Annotated in this window: 13 protein-coding genes; 8 read left to right on the top strand and 5 right to left on the bottom strand. The window is 65.5% G+C overall.

The genetic code is table 11. The annotated features are described in order from the left end of the window. The first annotated feature begins 152 nt into the window (after nt 1-152). The gene (locus ACQY80_RS05265) at nt 153-3,389 is read left to right on the top strand and encodes a YadA-like family protein (RefSeq protein ID WP_428684333.1); all 3,237 of its coding nucleotides are present in this window, start codon (nt 153-155) and stop codon (nt 3,387-3,389) included. A 60-nt stretch (nt 3,390-3,449) separates the two neighbouring features. Further along, the gene (locus tag ACQY80_RS05260; protein ID WP_428685759.1) at nt 3,450-3,932 is read left to right on the top strand and encodes a DUF4019 domain-containing protein; all 483 of its coding nucleotides are present in this window, start codon (nt 3,450-3,452) and stop codon (nt 3,930-3,932) included. 84 nt (nt 3,933-4,016) lie between these two features. Here ACQY80_RS05260 and ACQY80_RS05255 read toward each other — a convergent pair whose 3' ends face one another. Continuing rightward, nucleotides 4,017-4,790, bottom strand: a complete 774-nt coding sequence (locus ACQY80_RS05255; RefSeq protein ID WP_428684331.1) for an SDR family oxidoreductase — start codon at nt 4,788-4,790, stop codon at nt 4,017-4,019. Nucleotides 4,791-4,954: 164 nt separating this feature from the next. On the opposite strand from ACQY80_RS05255, the gene ACQY80_RS05250 reads away from it, so the two are divergent. The 3 genes from ACQY80_RS05250 (at nt 4,955) to ACQY80_RS05240 (ending at nt 8,785) form a co-directional block, all read left to right on the top strand. Continuing rightward, a complete protein-coding gene (locus ACQY80_RS05250; protein ID WP_428684329.1) occupies nt 4,955-5,797 on the top strand; it encodes a helix-turn-helix domain-containing protein in 843 nt (280 codons plus the stop codon). 55 nt (nt 5,798-5,852) lie between these two features. Next, nucleotides 5,853-6,308 (top strand): hypothetical protein, encoded by a 456-nt coding sequence (locus tag ACQY80_RS05245; RefSeq protein ID WP_428684327.1) that lies wholly within the window; start codon nt 5,853-5,855, stop codon nt 6,306-6,308. A 290-nt stretch (nt 6,309-6,598) separates the two neighbouring features. Then, the gene (locus tag ACQY80_RS05240) at nt 6,599-8,785 is read left to right on the top strand and encodes a TonB-dependent siderophore receptor (protein ID WP_428684325.1); all 2,187 of its coding nucleotides are present in this window, start codon (nt 6,599-6,601) and stop codon (nt 8,783-8,785) included. A 65-nt stretch (nt 8,786-8,850) separates the two neighbouring features. Here the strand turns inward: ACQY80_RS05240 and ACQY80_RS05235 are convergent, their stop codons facing one another. Together ACQY80_RS05235 and ACQY80_RS05230 are read right to left on the bottom strand one after the other, a co-directional pair. Continuing rightward, entirely contained in the window at nt 8,851-9,030 is a 180-nt protein-coding gene (locus ACQY80_RS05235) for a hypothetical protein (protein ID WP_428684323.1), read from the bottom strand. Continuing rightward, on the bottom strand, nt 9,027-10,211 hold the full coding sequence (locus tag ACQY80_RS05230; protein WP_428684321.1) for a PepSY-associated TM helix domain-containing protein: 1,185 nt from the start codon (nt 10,209-10,211) through the stop codon (nt 9,027-9,029). The genes ACQY80_RS05235 and ACQY80_RS05230 overlap by 4 nt, the downstream gene beginning before the upstream one ends. 194 nt (nt 10,212-10,405) lie before the next feature. On the opposite strand from ACQY80_RS05230, the gene ACQY80_RS05225 reads away from it, so the two are divergent. Continuing rightward, on the top strand, nt 10,406-10,840 hold the full coding sequence (locus tag ACQY80_RS05225) for a hemerythrin domain-containing protein (RefSeq protein ID WP_428685757.1): 435 nt from the start codon (nt 10,406-10,408) through the stop codon (nt 10,838-10,840). A gap of 7 nt (nt 10,841-10,847) precedes the next feature. On the opposite strand, the gene ACQY80_RS05220 is transcribed toward ACQY80_RS05225, so the two are convergent. Both ACQY80_RS05220 and ACQY80_RS05215 read right to left on the bottom strand, forming a co-directional pair. Beyond that, on the bottom strand, nt 10,848-12,500 hold the full coding sequence (locus ACQY80_RS05220; protein WP_428684319.1) for a ShlB/FhaC/HecB family hemolysin secretion/activation protein: 1,653 nt from the start codon (nt 12,498-12,500) through the stop codon (nt 10,848-10,850). Between the two features lie 6 nt (nt 12,501-12,506). Next, complete coding sequence (locus ACQY80_RS05215; protein ID WP_428684317.1) at nt 12,507-13,469, bottom strand: hypothetical protein; 963 nt, start codon at nt 13,467-13,469, stop codon at nt 12,507-12,509. Between the two features lie 322 nt (nt 13,470-13,791). Here ACQY80_RS05215 and ACQY80_RS05210 point away from each other — a divergent pair, with 322 nt between their 5' ends. Further along, complete coding sequence (locus tag ACQY80_RS05210; RefSeq protein WP_428684315.1) at nt 13,792-16,131, top strand: TonB-dependent receptor; 2,340 nt, start codon at nt 13,792-13,794, stop codon at nt 16,129-16,131. 72 nt (nt 16,132-16,203) lie between these two features. Next, nucleotides 16,204-16,470: a DUF3297 family protein gene (locus ACQY80_RS05205; RefSeq protein WP_428684313.1), complete on the top strand. Its 267-nt coding sequence runs from the start codon at nt 16,204-16,206 to the stop codon at nt 16,468-16,470. The last annotated feature ends 56 nt before the right edge of the window (nt 16,471-16,526 follow it).

Below are 16,526 nucleotides of genomic sequence, written 5' to 3'. Positions count from 1 at the left end.
GACGGCCGGGCGACGTCGTTTACGGAAAAATGCTGCCGGAATGGTTTTGTTTCGCGGCGTCCGGACTACTGAAAATCCATCAGTATCAACAGGATATTAACCAAGATATTCGATTCTCCCTGCACGGTCTTTTATTTTCCATGGGGGACAAGATGCAGACGGATATGCCGGGTAGGGCGCCCATCGGTTCTTCGCTGACGGGCCAGTCGGGCTGGAGCGCGCGGCGCAAGCTGTTGCGGGCGTTGCGCAAGGCGCACCGCGCGCCGGGCATCGACCGGAAGCATCTGGCTCTTGGTAGCCTGGCCTTCGGCGCGGTCATGAGCATGGGCTTTGCCGTGCCTGCCCAGGCGCAGGACGCGGTCTGCATCGATCCTGCAACCGGCGGTCCGATTCCGTCGCAGTTACTCGAAACCGCCGCGGCGCCCGGCGATCAGGTTGTTTGCGGAGGCGGTGCCACCGCGACCGGCGAGAATGCGATCGCGATCGGCGTGAACGCGTCGGCGAGCGACGAGAGCGCGACGGCGATCGGCAGGGACGCCGTCGCGTTCGCCAAGGAATCGATTGCGATCGGCCGCTCGGTGACGGCGAGCGGCATCGGCGGCGTCGCCATCGGCGTCAATACCATGTCGGGGATCACCGGACTGAACGTCGCCATCGGCGCCGATTCATCGGCCAATGGCGCAAGTCCGAACGAGGGCGCGGTTGCCGTCGGCACCAACCAGCATGCCGAGGGCGATGGCGCGGTTGCGATCGGCGCCGCCAATACAGCGACCGGCGATGGCTCGGTCGCGATCGGGCGCGCGAGCAATGCGACAGGACCGGGCTCGCTGGCAATGGGCGACAGCGTCAATGCGCAGGGATATCGCGCGGTGGCGCTCGGTTCGACGTCGAGCGCGGGCGCCGACAGCGCCGTCGCCATCGGCAATGGCGCGTCCGCGAACATCGGTGGCAGCTCGATCGCGATCGGCCGCATCGCCTTCGCCGGAGGCTTCTCGGCCATCGCGATGGGCGAAAGCGCGCAGGCGCAGCAGGGTGGCTCTATTGCCATCGGTGACAGTACCGAAGCGTCGCAAATAGGCGCGATAGCAATGGGAACCAATGCGAGTGCCAGCGGGGAGAATTCGACCGCTCTCGGAAGCGAGGCGCAGGCAAGCGGCTATCAATCGCTTGCCAACGGTTATTCCGCGACAGCGACGGGCGGCAATGCGGTTGCCGTCGGCACCGCCGCGCAGGCGCTGGATTCGGGCGCGACCGCGATCGGCGCCAACACGATTGCCAGCGGCGCCGACAGTCTTGCCCTCGGCAGTTTCGCCTCGGCATCGGCGTCCGATGCCGCTGCAATCGGCCGCGGTGCCGTGGCCAGCGAAGACAATTCGGTCGCGCTCGGCGCGGGGTCGCAGACGGCGCCCGACGTCGGGACGTTTCAGGTCACGATCCTCGGTACGGACTATGGCTTTGCCGGGACCACGCCGATCGGAACGGTCTCGGTCGGCGCGCCGGGGGTCGAGCGAACGATCACCAATGTTGCGGCGGGCCGCATCAGTTCGGCGAGTACCGACGCGGTGAACGGATCGCAGCTTGCGGCGACGAACGAGGCGCTCGAGACGATCGGCCAGCTCGCCGCAGCAGGCTGGAACCTCACCGATATCAACGGAAATAGCGTCAATGTCGGAGCGAACGGCAACGTCACGTTCGAAGGCGATGGCAATATCAGCGTTACGCAAACGGGCGTCGACGACGACGGCCGCTTCGTGATCGCGCTCGATCCCGATATCGATCTGACCGCGGCCGGAAGCCTCCGGATCGGGAGCGCGCTGCTCAATGCCAACGGATTTTCGATTGCCGGCGGTCCGGGCGTGCTTGCCACCGGCATCGACGCGGGCAATCTGGCCATCGTCAACGTCGGCCCCGGGGTGAACGGTACCGACGCGGTCAATGTGGATCAGCTCAATGCCGTGGCGGTGGCCGCCAATGCGGGCTGGAACATCAGCGCGCAGGGCGCGAACGCCAGCAATGTCGGGACCGCCAGCGCGACCGGAACGGATGTCGATCTCAATAACAGCGACGGCAACATCGTCGTGTCGAAGACGGCCGGCAGCAATGACGTGACCTTCGACCTCGCCGACAATATCGCGCTCGACAGCGTGACGACAGGCAATACGACGCTCGATACCAATGGGGTGTCGATCGGTGGCGGACCCAATGGCACAGTCTCGCTGACCGGGGCGGGTCTCGACAATGGCGGCAATCGCGTCACCGGCGTCGCGGCGGGTGTCGATGCCACCGACGCCGTCAATGTCAGTCAGCTCAGCGCCGCAATCGGCAATGTCAATATCGGCTTCGGCGGCAATGCCGGGGGCACGGTGACGCGGTCGAGCGGGCAAGTCCTGCTCATTCAGGGCGATGCGACGACGACCGGGGCCTATTCGGGTGCCAATATCCGCACCGTGACCGATCCCGGCACCGGGGCGATCAATATCCAGCTTGCGGCGGCGCCCCGGTTCGGCACCGTGACGATCAACGATGGCGGCACGGGCAAGATCACCGGCGTGACGGCCGCGACCCTGTCGTCCACAAGCACCGAGGCGGTGAACGGCAGCCAGCTCGTCGCGCTGGGCGACAGCATGGCGGCGGCGATCGGTCCCGGCTCGACCTATGATCCCGCGACGAACCGGATCAATGCGCAGATCGTGATCGGCAGCAACGTCTATTCAAACGTTCAGGATGCGCTTCAGGCCGTCAGTGCCAACGCGGGCAGCGGCGGCGGCGGCGGTGCCTGGAACCTCACGACCGGCATGGTCGGATCGGGTGTGACGACCGGCACGTCGGTGACGCAGGTCCCCGCCGGTGCGACGGCGTCGTTCACCGCCGGCAACAACATCATGATCCATCAGAATGGCGGCGAGGTGCAGGTTGCGGTCAATCCCAATCTGACGGGGATCGAGAGTATCGCGATCACCGGCGGTCCCACGATCAACGGGAACGGCATCGACATGGGCGGCGACCGGATCACCAATGTCGGCACCGCGGTTGCCGCGACCGACGCGATCAATCTGGGGCAGCTCAACTCGGGTCTTGCCGGCACGCTGAGCCAGGCCAATCAATATACCGACGCGGCGCTTGCCGACCTGCGTTTCGACCTTCGTCGGGAACGTCGCGATTCGAACGGCGGGACCGCCGCGGCCATGGCGATGAGTCAGGTGCCCCAGGCGTTCGAGCCGGGAATGGGCATCGCGGGGGTCGGCGTGTCGACCTGGCAAGGCGAGCAGGCGGTGGCGTTCGGCTTTTCGAAGGCGTCGGACAATGGCCGCGTGGTTGTAAAGGCGACCGGCAGCTACAATTCAAGAAGCCAGGGCGGCGCTGCCGTCGGGGTCGGCTTTCAGTTCTGACGACGGAATGCCCGATGGCTCCGATCGGGCCGTCCTGCTATGGGGCGAGGCGCCGTGGTGATGGATTCCAGTATGAAAAACATGACGCTTGCTCTGTTGGTTACGCTCGGTCTGGCGGCCGTTCCCGCCGCGAGCGCGCAGCCTGTGGCTTCATCGCCGGCGACGAACCCCGCTCGCGCGGCGCCCCTCGGTCCCTCGAATTTCCTCGACGCGGCGCTGGGCGTCGTGGGCGCCGTGGATCGTTATGAAATGGCGATCGTCTGGGACGCCTCTTCCCCAGTGATGAAGGCGAGCGTGCCCAAAGATCGCTTCATTGCGAATGTCGCGCAGCGCCGGGCGGTTCTGGGCAGCATCCGCACGCGCGACTGGGTATCGGTCATGCGGGTTCCCGTCGCGAAGGCGAGCGGATCCCTGCCGGCGGGTCAATATATGTCGGTCCGCTTTGCCACGGTGGGCCAGAACGGTTCGACCATGGAGGAAGTCGTTTCCTTTAGCCTCGACAGCGACGGGCAATGGCGGCTGGCCGGCTATACCATCCAGTAATTCACTGCCAGTAGTTGGCTGATTGGCCGCCCCTTCGCACACATTCCCTCCCCGCCGCAGCGCGACGGGGAGGGACGGGAGGGGTCACTTGGTCGTGTAGCCGCCGTTGACGAGGATCGTCTGGCCGGTCATCCACCAGCCATCGGACACCAGCATGCGGATCCACGGTACGATATCGGCGATGTCGGTCAGGCCGGTCTTCGTGAAAGCCGAAAGCGCCGCGGCGCTCTTGTGATAGGCCTGCGCATCGGCGGCCTCGGCAGGGTAGAAGAAGGGCGTGTCCATCGGACCCGGGCCGATCGCGGTCACGGAAATACCGCGCTCGCCGAATTCTTTCGATGCGGCGCGGGTGTAATGCTCGACCGGCGCCTTGGTGCCGGCATAGGCGGCGTAATAGGGCGTGAAGGCGCCGAGCAGCGAGGTCACGAGGGTGCAGACCTTGCCATTGTCGTTCACATGCTTGCCTGCCTCTTTCAGGAAGAAGAAGGCGGCCTTGCTGTTGACGGCGGTCATCTCGTCATATTCGGCTTCGCTGATCTCGACGAAGGGCTTTTTCAGCACTTTGCCGACGGTGTTGATCGCGATGTCGGGACGGCCGATTGCGGCAATGGTGTCGGCGAACAGCTTTTCCATCGCCCCTGCGCTGGTGAGGTCGGCCTGGAAGGCGACCGCTTCGGCCCCTGCGGCGCGGATCGCGGCCAGCGTTTCCTCGGTCTCGGCCTTTGCGCCGGCGGTGTTGTAGTGAACCGCGATCGCCTTGGCGCCCTGCGCGGCGAGATCGCGGGCGACGAGGCCGCCGAGATTCTTGCCGCCGCCGGCGATGAGGACGGTCTTACCCTTGATGCTGTGATCCGTCATGTGCTGGTCTCCTTTGTCTGACGGGGGAGGGACGCCGCCGCAGACGCGACGACGCTATCGCGCTGGCAATAGGAGCCTTCCGGCTTGCCCGCTTTCAAATTCCGGCGCAGTTTCCAATTCAGGACGAGTCGTGAAGGAGGGGCGTCATCGGGCAGGCCATTCGGGTGTGGGACGGAATACGGCCGCTGGCGCCGCGCGATCTGGTGTCGCGCCACGAAGTCGAGATCGGGACCCTCGGCCTCGTCGCTGCGACCGAAAAGCTGGTGCGGCCGACCGACTGGGCGTTCGAGGAAGCGCATCACACCATCGTCGTGCATCTGGGCGGCCGGCTCGACCGGATGGAGTGCGAATTTTCGGTGGGCCCGTCGGGGCGCGTTTTGCCCGAGCGCGGCGATATCTGGATGATCCCGGCGGCTTGCCGCTATGCTGCGTTGGCGCAGGGCGAACGCGCCGAGTTCGTCGAATTTCGCGTGCCGACGGCGATGCTCGGCGATGCGCCGATCGAGGCGCGGGTGCAGCACCGCGACGACTTCATCTTCGGATCGGCGGCGCGGCTGGCCGAGCTGGTGCAGGGGCCGGGCGGCGACCTGTCGGACATGGCCTCGCACGCGATCGCCGACGCGCTGCAGATGCATCTGCTGGCGCGCTATGGCGCGGGCACGGCCTCGGCCCGGCGGCGCGGTCTGTCGGCATCGGACCGCGCGCGGCTGGTCGATGCAATCAAGAGCCAGCTCGATGCGCCGCACAGTCTGGACGGGCTGGCGGCGCTGGTCGGGATGGACGCGCGGCGCTTCACCGGCGCCTTTCGCGCGGCGTTCGGGCTGTCGCCCTGGCAATATGTGCTGCGCGCGCGGCTCGACGCGGCGGCGCGGATGCTGCGACAGGGCGCGGAACCGGTAACGGAAGTGGCGCTGGCGACCGGTTTTGCGACGCCGAGCCACTTCGCGACCGCCTTTGCGCGGCGCTTCGGTGCGGCCCCGTCGCGCTGGCGGGCGGCGGCGCGCTAGCCTTCATCTTTCCGCCACAAAGTCGCAGCAGATTGCGCATTGGAAGGGGAAGGGCATGAGAAAATCGATAATTGCCGTCGCGCTTGCCGCGACCTGTATCGCGCCGGTTCAGGCGCAGATGGTGAGCGCGCCGTCGCCAAGCGGGGCCGAGCCGACCCAGATGGGCGGTTTCGTCGGTGCGCGGGTGCGTATCTCGCTCGGCGGCAGCCGGAGCGAGGAGCAGAAGCTGAGCGCCGGGCTGACGATCGCGCCGATGCAATATCGCGGCGGCGGTGATTTGCAGGGCTTTCGCTCGCGGATCGGCGAAGGGCTGGAATTCGGCTTTCGCGGCAAGGATCCCGCGCCGCAGCTGTCGCTGGCCGGGATGCGGTTGACGGGGGGCACGAGCCTGCCGGGCAAGGGGCGCAACAATCTGTCCGACGTCGGAACCGTAGCGCTGGTCGTCGTCGGCGTGGCGGTCGTGGCGGGGATCGCCCTTTATGCCGCCGCCGACGAGGCTGACGACGTCTGACCGACAGCCGCGTCAGGCCCGCGACGCGAAGCTCCGGCGCTTGAGACCGGGGCTCGCGCCGCGCTTTTGACGCGCGCGCAGCTATCGGCATTCTTTCGCTCTCCCGACTCGGGGTGACCGGGATGCCGCCGCGCCCGTGCTGTGCGCAACAAGATCAATGAAGGCGCCCTATGGCCCGATAAGGCTGGTTTATGGCCCGATCGATGGCGTGTGCGCCGACGTCATTATTGCAAATCATTCGCAATTTCGATAAGCGCGAGCGCAGGACCTCTCGACAATAAGGGAATTTCATGCGCCGTTTTTCGAAGCCCGGCATCTGCCGTATCGCCCTGCTCGCCAGCGCCGCGATGCTGCCTGCCGCCGCGCAAGCGCAGGACGCTGCCCCCGCTCCGCAGGACCAGGACGAAGGCGGGATCGAGACCGTGCGCCAGGATGACGGCGGCATTGTCGTCACGGCCCGCCGCTTCGTGCCGTCGGGTGCGATCACCGCAAGCAAGACCACCGCGCCGCTGATCGAGACGCCGCAGTCGGTGTCGGTGATTTCGCGCGACCAGATCGACCTTCTGAACTTCGTCGATGTCCAGCAGGCGGTGCGTTATACTGCGGGCGTCGTCGGCGAGAATTACGGCCCCGACCTGCGCTTCGACTTTCTGACGCTCCGCGGCTTCATTCCCGTCCAATATGTCGACGGCCTGCAGGCGCCGGTCAGCTCGACGATTTCGAACGTTGGCGTCGACCTGTACGGCTTCGAGGCGGTCGATATTCTCAAAGGCCCCGCCGGCGTGCTGTACGGCACGACCCCGCCGGGCGGCATCTATAACCTGACCAGCCGCCGTCCCTCGACCCGCACCTCGGGCGAGGTGCAGATCAAATATGGCACCGACGATTTCAAGCAGATCGCCAGCACGGTGACGGGCGAGCTGACCAATGGCCTCAGCGCGCGCCTGACCGGCCTGTATCGCGACCGCGACAGCCAGACCGATTTCGTCAACGCCCGCCGCGCCTATGTCGCGCCCGCAGTCACCTATGAAATCGGCCCGGATACCAAGGTCACCGCGCTCGGCTATTATCAGTGGGACCGCGTCGAGGGCGACACCAACGGTTTCCTGCCTGCGGTCGGCGTGCTGGTTCCGAACCCGGTCGGCAAGGTCCGCCGCAGCGTCAATCTGGGCGAGCCTGATTATAATTATTACCGCCGCGAACAGTGGAGCCTGGGCTATGAGTTGACGCACCGCTTCTCGCCCGCGCTGCGCTTCACGCAGAATGCGCGCTGGAGCGATTACAGCGAATATCAGCAGATCATCTATGCGAACGGCCTGTCGGCAGACAATCGCACGGTGACGCGCTCGAACTTCCCCTTCTCGGACGATGTGCAGCAGTTTGCGGTAGATTCGCGCTTCGACGCGCAGTTCGAAACCGGCGCGATCGAGCATAATATCCTCACCGGCCTCGACTATCGCAATTACCGCGAGCAGTCGGCGTTCAACTTCCTCGCCGCGACGACCATCGACCTGTTCAATCCGGTCTATAGCAGCACGCCGATCCCCGCGCCGACCTCGCTGTTCGACTTCACCAATCAGCGGCTGAAGCAGACCGGCTTTTACCTGCAGGATCAGGCGCATATCGGCAATCTGATCCTGACGCTGTCGGGGCGTCACGACTGGATGACGATCAACAATTATGCGACCGGCGCGGCCTTCCCGAAGGTGAAGGAAAAGAAGTTCACCTGGCGCGCGGGTGCGACCTATGTCACCGACAGCGGCATCGCACCGTACATCAGCTATGCGACCTCGTTCCAGCCGCTCGTCGGCCAGACCTTCGGCGGTACCGCCTTCGATCCGAGCGAGGGCAAGCAGATCGAAGCCGGGGTCAAGTTCGACGGCCGCAACATGAGCGACGATTTCAAGATCTTCGCGACCGGCGCAATCTATCGCATCGTTCAGGGCAATGTTCTGACGCAGGACACGGTGAATCCGGGCTTCTCGGTCCAGACCGGCGAAGTCACCTCGAAAGGCCTCGAGCTCGAGGTCGTTGCGCGTATCCGGCAGCAGCTGTCGATCAACGCGTCGTACAGCTATATCGACGCGAAGGTCAGCGAGAGCAATAACCCGGCCGAAGTCGGCGCGCGGCTTGCGGCGCAGCCGCGCCACAAGGCGTCGCTGTTCGTCGACTATACGCACAGCAGCGGCTTGGGCGGCGGTGCCGGTGTGCGCTATCTCAGCAACAGCAATGGTGTTGTGGCGCTGCCGGGTGCGACGGTGGCCACGCCGAGCGGGATCGTGATCCCGGCGACCTTCACCAGCCCGGCGGTGACGCTGTTCGACGCGACGCTGCACTATGACATTCCGGGCTGGCGCTTCGCGATCAACGGCAGCAATTTGTTCGACAAGCGCTACGCCGGTCGCTGCACCGGGCTTGCAGGCTGCTTCTTTGCCGAGGGTCAGCAGATTATCGCGACGGTGACGAAAAGCTTCTGATCCCCCGTCCACGGGACCATCAAAGGGTCGCGGAGCAGCATGGCTCTGCGGCCCTTTTTTGATGACTAGCGGCGGCGCGTCGCCATCGCCCAGCCGACCGCGAGGACCGGCACGCCGAGCGCGACCCACGCCGCCGCGTCGCGCCAGCCGTCGCCGGTCAATGCGATGACAAGCCCGCCAACGCTGAGCAGCGCGAGCAGGAACGGGAAAGCGAAAACCCGGCGGAGGCCCTGCGCTTTCTTCATCGCACCGCTCCCCCGCTGTCGCCCGGGATGACGGTGCCGCCGCTCTCGACCTCGCGAACCAGTGCGTCGGTGCCGAAACGGCGCTTGCCGAGCCAGAGATAGAGGCCCGAGCCGAGGACGACGATCGTGAAGAGGGTGAGGACCGCCCACAGCAGCTTGAGCGGGAGCCCTCCATAGTCGCCGAAGTGCAGCGGCTGCGACACGAACAGCGCCTGTGCGTACCAGGGCATCGACCGCGCGGCGGTGAAGGTGCCGGTCTCCGCATCGACGAGCGCGGGGGTGAGCAATCTCTCGGTCAGCGGCGTGTCGCCCTGAAAAAAGATCGCATAATGATGCTTGCTGCTGAAACCGCCGCCGGGGAAGGCGATGAACTGTGGATTGTTGCCGGGGACCGCCTTGCGTGCCGCCGCCATCGCGCGGTCGATCGAGCCGTAGTTCTCGGGGGACAGTGCGCCCTTGCCGTCATAGGCGCGCACCATCTCGGCCAGCTCGCCATTTTGCCACTGGGCGAAGATCGGGGTTGCGAAGGCGTTGATGATTCCCGTCGCGCCGACGACGGTCATCCACGCGAGCGCCGTGATACCGAGCAGATTGTGATAGTCGAGCCATTTGAGCCGCGCGCTCCGCCTCGTGCGGAGCGTCCCGAAGTCGAGCTTTCGCATGAAAGGCGCGTAGAGGACGACGCCCGAGACGATCGCGACGACGAAGAGCAGCCCCATCACCCCGAGGAAGAGCATGCCGGGTAGCCCCAGAAACATGTCGGTATGAAGCTGGAGGATGAAATGCATCACGCCATCCTCGTCGACGGCGCCGGTCGCGAGCCCGGTCGAGCGGTCCCAGAGCTGGATCGTCATCTCGCTGTCGGGCGAGTCCGCGCGCGGCGCGGTGGTGATCGTCATCGACGGATTGTCATTGTCGAACGCCATGAACACCGGCACCTCGCCGGGCCGTGCGGCAAGCGCCCTGGCCAGCATCTCGTCGAGCGGGTGCAACCCCGGCGCCTCACCCGATGACCCCGTGCCGGGCAGGCCATAGCGCGGTGCGGTCTCGGTCAGGGCGTCGATCTCGTCGTGAAAGATCAGCGGCAGGCCGGTGAGGCACAGCATCAGCAGGAACGCCGTGCAGACGATGCTCGTCCATTTGTGGATCAGGAACCACGCCCGGATGGTCGATCGTTGCATGAAGAGGGCGGGTCCAGATTATTGCGAAAGATTATCATCGGGCCCTATGAACCGCGCGCGCATTTGGCAACCGGCTTCGATGGTCGCCGGGGGTGAGCAGAGACGATATTCAAGGCGTGGTTAACCTTCTTTTCAGGGGGGCGGGCTAGCACGGGTTCGGGGACCGTTCGTATCAGGGGTGCCCCTTGCCCAAAATGCGCGAGATCGAACGGCTGCGCGCCGAACATTCGGCGCTGGTGACGCTATCCGGATTTCTGATGGACATGGTCGCCGCGCCTTCCCCGCCGCGTTCGACCGAGCTCGCGTCGGTACGCGGGATGTTGCGCGACACGCTGACGCGGCACCTGAAGTGCGAGGACTGGGCGCTTTATCCCAAGCTGCAGTCGCGCGGCGACCCCGGGCTCAGCCGGCTGGCGAAGGAGTTCGTCGACGAAATGGGCCATATCGCGGGCGACTTCATCGCCTATGATACCCGCTGGACGCCCGACACGATCGCGGCCGACTGGGCGGGCTTCTGCGCCGAGACGACCGGTATCCTCGACGCACTGGCGATGCGGATCGAGCGCGAGGAGCAGGATCTCTACCCGGTTGCAGAACGGCTTGCGCTCAGTCGTTCGGAAGGCGCCTGACGGGTGCTCAAGGGCGGATCGACAGCTTCCAGCTGAGCGCGACGCGCCACCCCTGATCGAAGCCGGGCACCGGCTGTTTCCACGCGTCGGCGACCTCGAGTCCGATCGTCGCATTGTCGGCATAGGCGAGACGGACGCCGCCGCCCCAGCTGCCGAGCTGATAGCCGATGCGGGGATTGGTCGCGCGCGCGAGCAGGGTCACGTCGGCATAGTCGGCGAACCCATAGATTTCGCTCTGCGCGAGCTTGCCGGTGCGGAGCGGCCGCAAGGCGAGTTCGGCGAATCCGGCGCCGCCGCGATCACCTGCTACGAGGCCCTCGTCGAACGCCCGGCCGAAGGTCGCGCCGCCGACATTGAAGCGTTGCGCGGCGGGCAGGCGATCGCGCGTCCAGCGACCGGCGGCGGCAAGCCGCAGCACCATCGCCTTGCCGATCGCCTGATTCGCCTCCAGCCCCGCATCGGCATAGAGGAAACCGACCTCGCCAACGTCGGCGCCGACGTTGGCGCCCCAGATGTCGAGACCCTTCGATAGCCCCAGCCGGGCGCCGATCACGGTTCGGTCTTCGCTCATCCGGAAGGCAAGGCTGGTACCTGCGGTCCATGTCTTTTCGGCGGCCAGCGTCGAGCCGAAGAGCGCATTCTTCGAATCGAGATGGTCGAGCCGCGCCGAGAAGATGAGGTTGCGCCGCGTGCTGCGGATCAGCGGGTGGGTGACGCCGAAGCCGGCGCTCCACGCGTCGCCGTCGATCGCAAGCCCGACCGGACGGGTGCGGAGCGCGGCGGCCGACAGCTCGGCGCGTGTGCCCCCGGCGCCGATCGGGGTCGAATGCGCGGCGGCGACGTAGAGCAAGGATTTGAAATTTACCGCCGCGGCGCCGGTCAGCCGGGTCTCGTCACCCGAACGGATCAGGCTGGTGCCGCGGGCGTTCGCCTCGATGATCCCGTCTTTGACATAGGGGCTGGTGCGTGTCGAAAAGCCAAGGCCGACCGTGGGCCGCTTCGCATCGACATTGAGGTCAAGGGCGACCGCGCCGGGTTCGCCGGCGAGCGCGAGCGCCGGTTTGACGGTGACGCCCGGAAGATCGCCAATATTGCCGAGCGTGCGTTCGAAGCGCGCGCGGGGTAGCGGGCGCTTGCCGGGCAGGGTCGAGGCCATGCGGCGGATCAGCGGCGCGGGGCCGCTGTCGGCTTCGCCGCTGACGGTGACCTGCGAAATATAGCCTTCGGCCGAGGCAACCTTGACGATGCCGTCGGACAGATCCTGTTCGGGAATGACGAGCGTGAACAGCGCGACGCTCGACCGGCCATAGGCGCGCGTCATGGCTCCGGCGAGGCGCGCGAGCGTGTCGGCCGAGGCGGGTTTGCCGACGTAGCGCTGCGCGGCTCGGCCGACATTCTCGGGCACGCCGTCGCCGAGGAAGCGGATTTCGCGGATGACCACATCGGGTCGCGCGCCAAGCTTGACCTCGCCGAGTTCGACTGCGGGGGCTTTCGGATCGGGAAGGGGCTCGCGATTGTCGCCGGTGGGGGCAAGCGGCGGACGGCCGTCGATCGGCGTCGCCGCGGGCTGGGCGGCCCATGCCGCGGCGGGGAGGAGCAAAGCTCCCGCCACCGCCGCGGTACGGCCGCGACGCATCAGCGTCACGGTGCGGTGCCGCATAGGGGCCTATTGGCCGCCCTTGGGGGTGCTGCCGAGGCCGCCGAGCAGGCCGGAGACCGTGCCGGTGACGCCCTGGACCAGCCCGGTGACCGCATTGCCGCCATTGCCGGTCCCGCCGCCGGTGAGGCCTCCGGTCAGACCGCCGGTCACCTGACTGACGGCGCCGGTGGTGGTGGTGAGCACATTGCTGACCAGCGCGACGGGCGTGCCGACCGGCTGGTTGGGCGCGCCGCCGGCGAGTCCGCCGCCGGTCAGACCGCCGAGCAGATTGCCGTTGGTGCCGTTTCCGAGCGTGACGAGCTGGCCGCCCGAGCCGACCCCGACGGTCAGCAGCGAGCCGGTCTGCTGTCCGGGCGAGAGGATGCTCGCCCCGATCAGCGGCGAGGCGCCGGGCGAGCCGAGCGCGGTGGCCTTGCCGATAGTCGCGGTGATCAGCTGACCCGGTGCGGCGGTGAGGCCATCGACCAGATATTGCTTGCCTTCGCCGGTCTGGACCAGCGCGACCCCGGTGCTTTTCACGACGCCGATGACGGTGCCGACGAGGTTGGTGCCGCCGGGCACCTTGCTGTCGACGGCATTGGCGAGCAGCAGCCCCTTGTCGGCGACGACGTTGACGAGCCCGCCGGTCTTGACGAGCACGCCGCCGATCACCGGATTGACGTTTGCGGGATCGCCGGTGTTCGCCAGCAGTCCGGTGCCGGCGACGCCTCCGGGGCCGACCAGCCCGCCGACCGCCAGCGCGCCGGCGTCGCCAAGCGCGAGGCCGCTGCCGGCAGGGCCTGCAGGACCGGCCGGGCCTGCCGGACCGGTGGCGCCGGTCGGGCCCGCAGGGCCAGCCGGTCCTGCGGTGCCATTGGTTCCGACGCTGCCGACGCGATAATTGCCCGACGATTCACAGGCAGCAAGAGCAAGGCAGGCAGGAATAAGGATGAGATGGGTCGAGCGGAATCCAATACGGTGCAAGGACATGAAACCTCTCCTCCGTGGATGATCTGGTCCCTGAAGAGATAAAATCATTACTCAAGATTTGGTTCCAAATATTTTATAATTAACGCAAATTTACTTTAATTAACACAAATTATATAGCATACTAACCTTTAAATTTGATCTATGTTATTTGATTCACGCGATTTTCTTTCCTGGAGTATTCGACGCATATCGTGTCGCCTTCGATCTTTCTTCGATCCGTCATCGCCGCGTCATCCCTCCGCCGCCGTCCGGAAACCTCACCGTCCTAAATCGCCCCGCAACCCCGCCGCCATTCCGGCGTCGGGCAAAGGGGATATCCGCAATGAGGAATCAGTTCAGGACCGGCCTGCGGGCAGGCATCGCGATGGCCGCGATGATCATCGCCGCGCCGGCCTTTGCCGAGGATGACGTGAGCGCCAGTGCCGCAGCCGGTTCGGACGTGGCCGCGGACGGCGACGAAATCGTCGTGCTCGGTCGCGGCGAGGCACGGCAGGTGCAGGAACTGGGCGCCGCCGACATCGCGCTGGAAGTGTCGGGGATCAGCCCGCTGAAGGCGATCGAGAAGCTGCCCGGCGTCAATTTCCAGGCGGCCGACCCGTTCGGCGCCTATGAATGGTCGGCACGCATCTCGATCCGCGGCTTTTCGCAGAACCAGCTTGGCTTCACGCTCGACGGCATTCCGCTCGGCGATATGAATTATGGCAATCATAATGGCCTGCACATCAGCCGCGCGATCATCAGCGAGAATGTCGGCCGTGTCGAAGTCGCACAGGGCGCAGGCGCGCTGGCGGCAGCCTCAGCGAGCAATCTTGGCGGCACGATCGAATTCTTCTCGCGCGAACCGTCGGAAGAGCTGGGGATCGAAGCCTCGGGCACGTGGGGCAGCGACGAGAACAAGCGCGCCTTCGTGCGTTTCGACAGCGGCAATATCGGCGCGGGCGGTCCGCGCCTGTCGCTGAGCTATGTCTGGCAGGATGCCGACAAGTGGAAGGGCGACGGCGTCCAGCGCCAGAATCAGGTCAATGCCCGCATCGTCCAGCCGGTCGGCGACGGCCAGTTCTTTGGCTTCGTCAACTATTCGGACCGCCGTGAGAACGACTATCAGGATCTCAGCAAGGAAATGATCGATCGCCTCGGTTATAGCTGGGACAATTATGCGAAGAACTGGGACTTCGCGGTCACCATTGCCAAAATCTATCAGAATCAGGTGGCGCGCGCCGGCTATGACGCCGGGATCGCCAATGGATCGATCCCCGCCGGCACGCCCTTCACCGCGCCCTATGCCGGCTTCGGCACGACCTTCCCGGGGCCGGTTCAGACGGTCGACGATGCCTATTATGACGCGGCGGGACTTCGCAAGGACTGGCTGGCCGGCGTCGGCGTCGACGTGCCGTTCAACGAGCATTGGTCGATGAAGGTGCAGGGCTATTACCACGGCAACGAAGGCCGCGGCCTGTGGTTCACCCCCTATGTCACGACCCCCGGTGGTGCGCCGATCACGATCCGCACAACCGAATATGAGATCGAACGCTATGGCATCGTCGCCTCGAGCGTCTTCACGCTGGGCGCGAACAGCGTCGAGATCGGCGTGTGGTACGAGGATAATGACTTCAATCAGGCGCGCCGTTTCTATGGCCTCGCGGATACTGCGAACCGGCCGAGCCGCGGCAGCCTGAAGTTCCCGACCGATCCGCTCGCGACGCAGTGGGATTTCGATTTCAACACCCAGACGCTGCAATATCATGTGCAGGACACGCTCGACCTTGGCGCCTTCCAGATCAATGCGGGCTGGAAGGGGCTGCGCGTCATCAACCGCGCGACACCGCTGGTCAGCGGCGGCCTCGCCTCGGGCCGCACCGAGGCGAAGGACTGGTTCCTGCCGCAGGCGGGGCTGCTGTACCGCCTGAACGACGATAACGAGGTCTTCGCGAGTTATACGCAGAATATGCGCGCATTCGAATCGTCGGCGACCGGTGGCCCCTTCGCCACGACGCAGGCAGGCTTCGACGCGCTCGACCTGAAGCCCGAGACCTCGACCACCTACGAACTCGGCTTCCGCACCAAGTCCTCACGGTTTCAGGGCGTGATCGCGGGCTATTATGTCGACTTCAAGGACCGCATCATCGCCTTCGCCAACGGATCGGGGATCCAGGGCAATCCGGCGATCCTGCAGAATGTCGGCGACGTGCGCTCGTGGGGCGTCGAGGCCGCAGGCACGTTCCGCGTGACCCCCGACCTCTCGCTTTTCGCATCCTATGCCTACAACGACTCCCAATATCAGGACGATGTGCTGAACGCCGCGGGCGCGATCGTCGTCCCGACGGCGGGCAAGACGGTGGTCAATTCGCCCCGGCATCTCGCGAAGGGCGAGATCACCTGGGATAATGGCACGCTGTTCGCGCGGGTCGGCGCGAACTACACGTCGAAGCGCTATTACAGCTACGTCAACGACGCTTCCGTTGGCAGCTTCGTGATCGTCGATGCCAGTATCGGCTACCGCTTTACCGACAAGATCTCGGTGCAGGCGAATGCGACCAACCTGTTCGACAAGCGTTATGTGTCGACGATCGGCACCAACGGCTTTGCGAACAGCGGCGATTCGCAGACGCTGCTTGCGGGCGCGCCGCAGCAGTTCTTTGCGACGCTGAAGGTCGGTTTCTAGGCGGCCTTTCCATTGACGACGATGGCGCGGTGCCGCTAGGGCCGCGCCATCATCTTATCCGGAAGACATGCCATGACCGATACGCCCCCCGACCATCTCTCGACCAACCCGCGCTCGCCCCATTTCGACATGGAGGTGCTGCAGCGCGGCATCGGCATCCGTTTCAAGGGCAATGAACGCACCGACGTCGAGGAATATTCGATCTCGGAAGGCTGGATCCGCGTCGCGGCCGGCAAGTCGAAGGACCGCTTTGGTCAGCCGATGACAATCAAGCTGTCGGGCGAGGTCGAAGCCTGGTTCGAAGACACTGCCGAAAGCGGCGAAGCGTCGGAAGACTGAATTCCAGACCTCATTGCGAGCGCAGCGAAGCAATCTCCAGCTATCGAACTGGGGAT

Source organism: Sphingopyxis sp. (assembly GCF_965279755.1).
GTDB lineage: Bacteria > Pseudomonadota > Alphaproteobacteria > Sphingomonadales > Sphingomonadaceae > Sphingopyxis.
The sequence above is the reverse complement of the archived record's forward strand: the minus strand, read 5'-3'. Positions and strand labels throughout refer to the sequence as shown.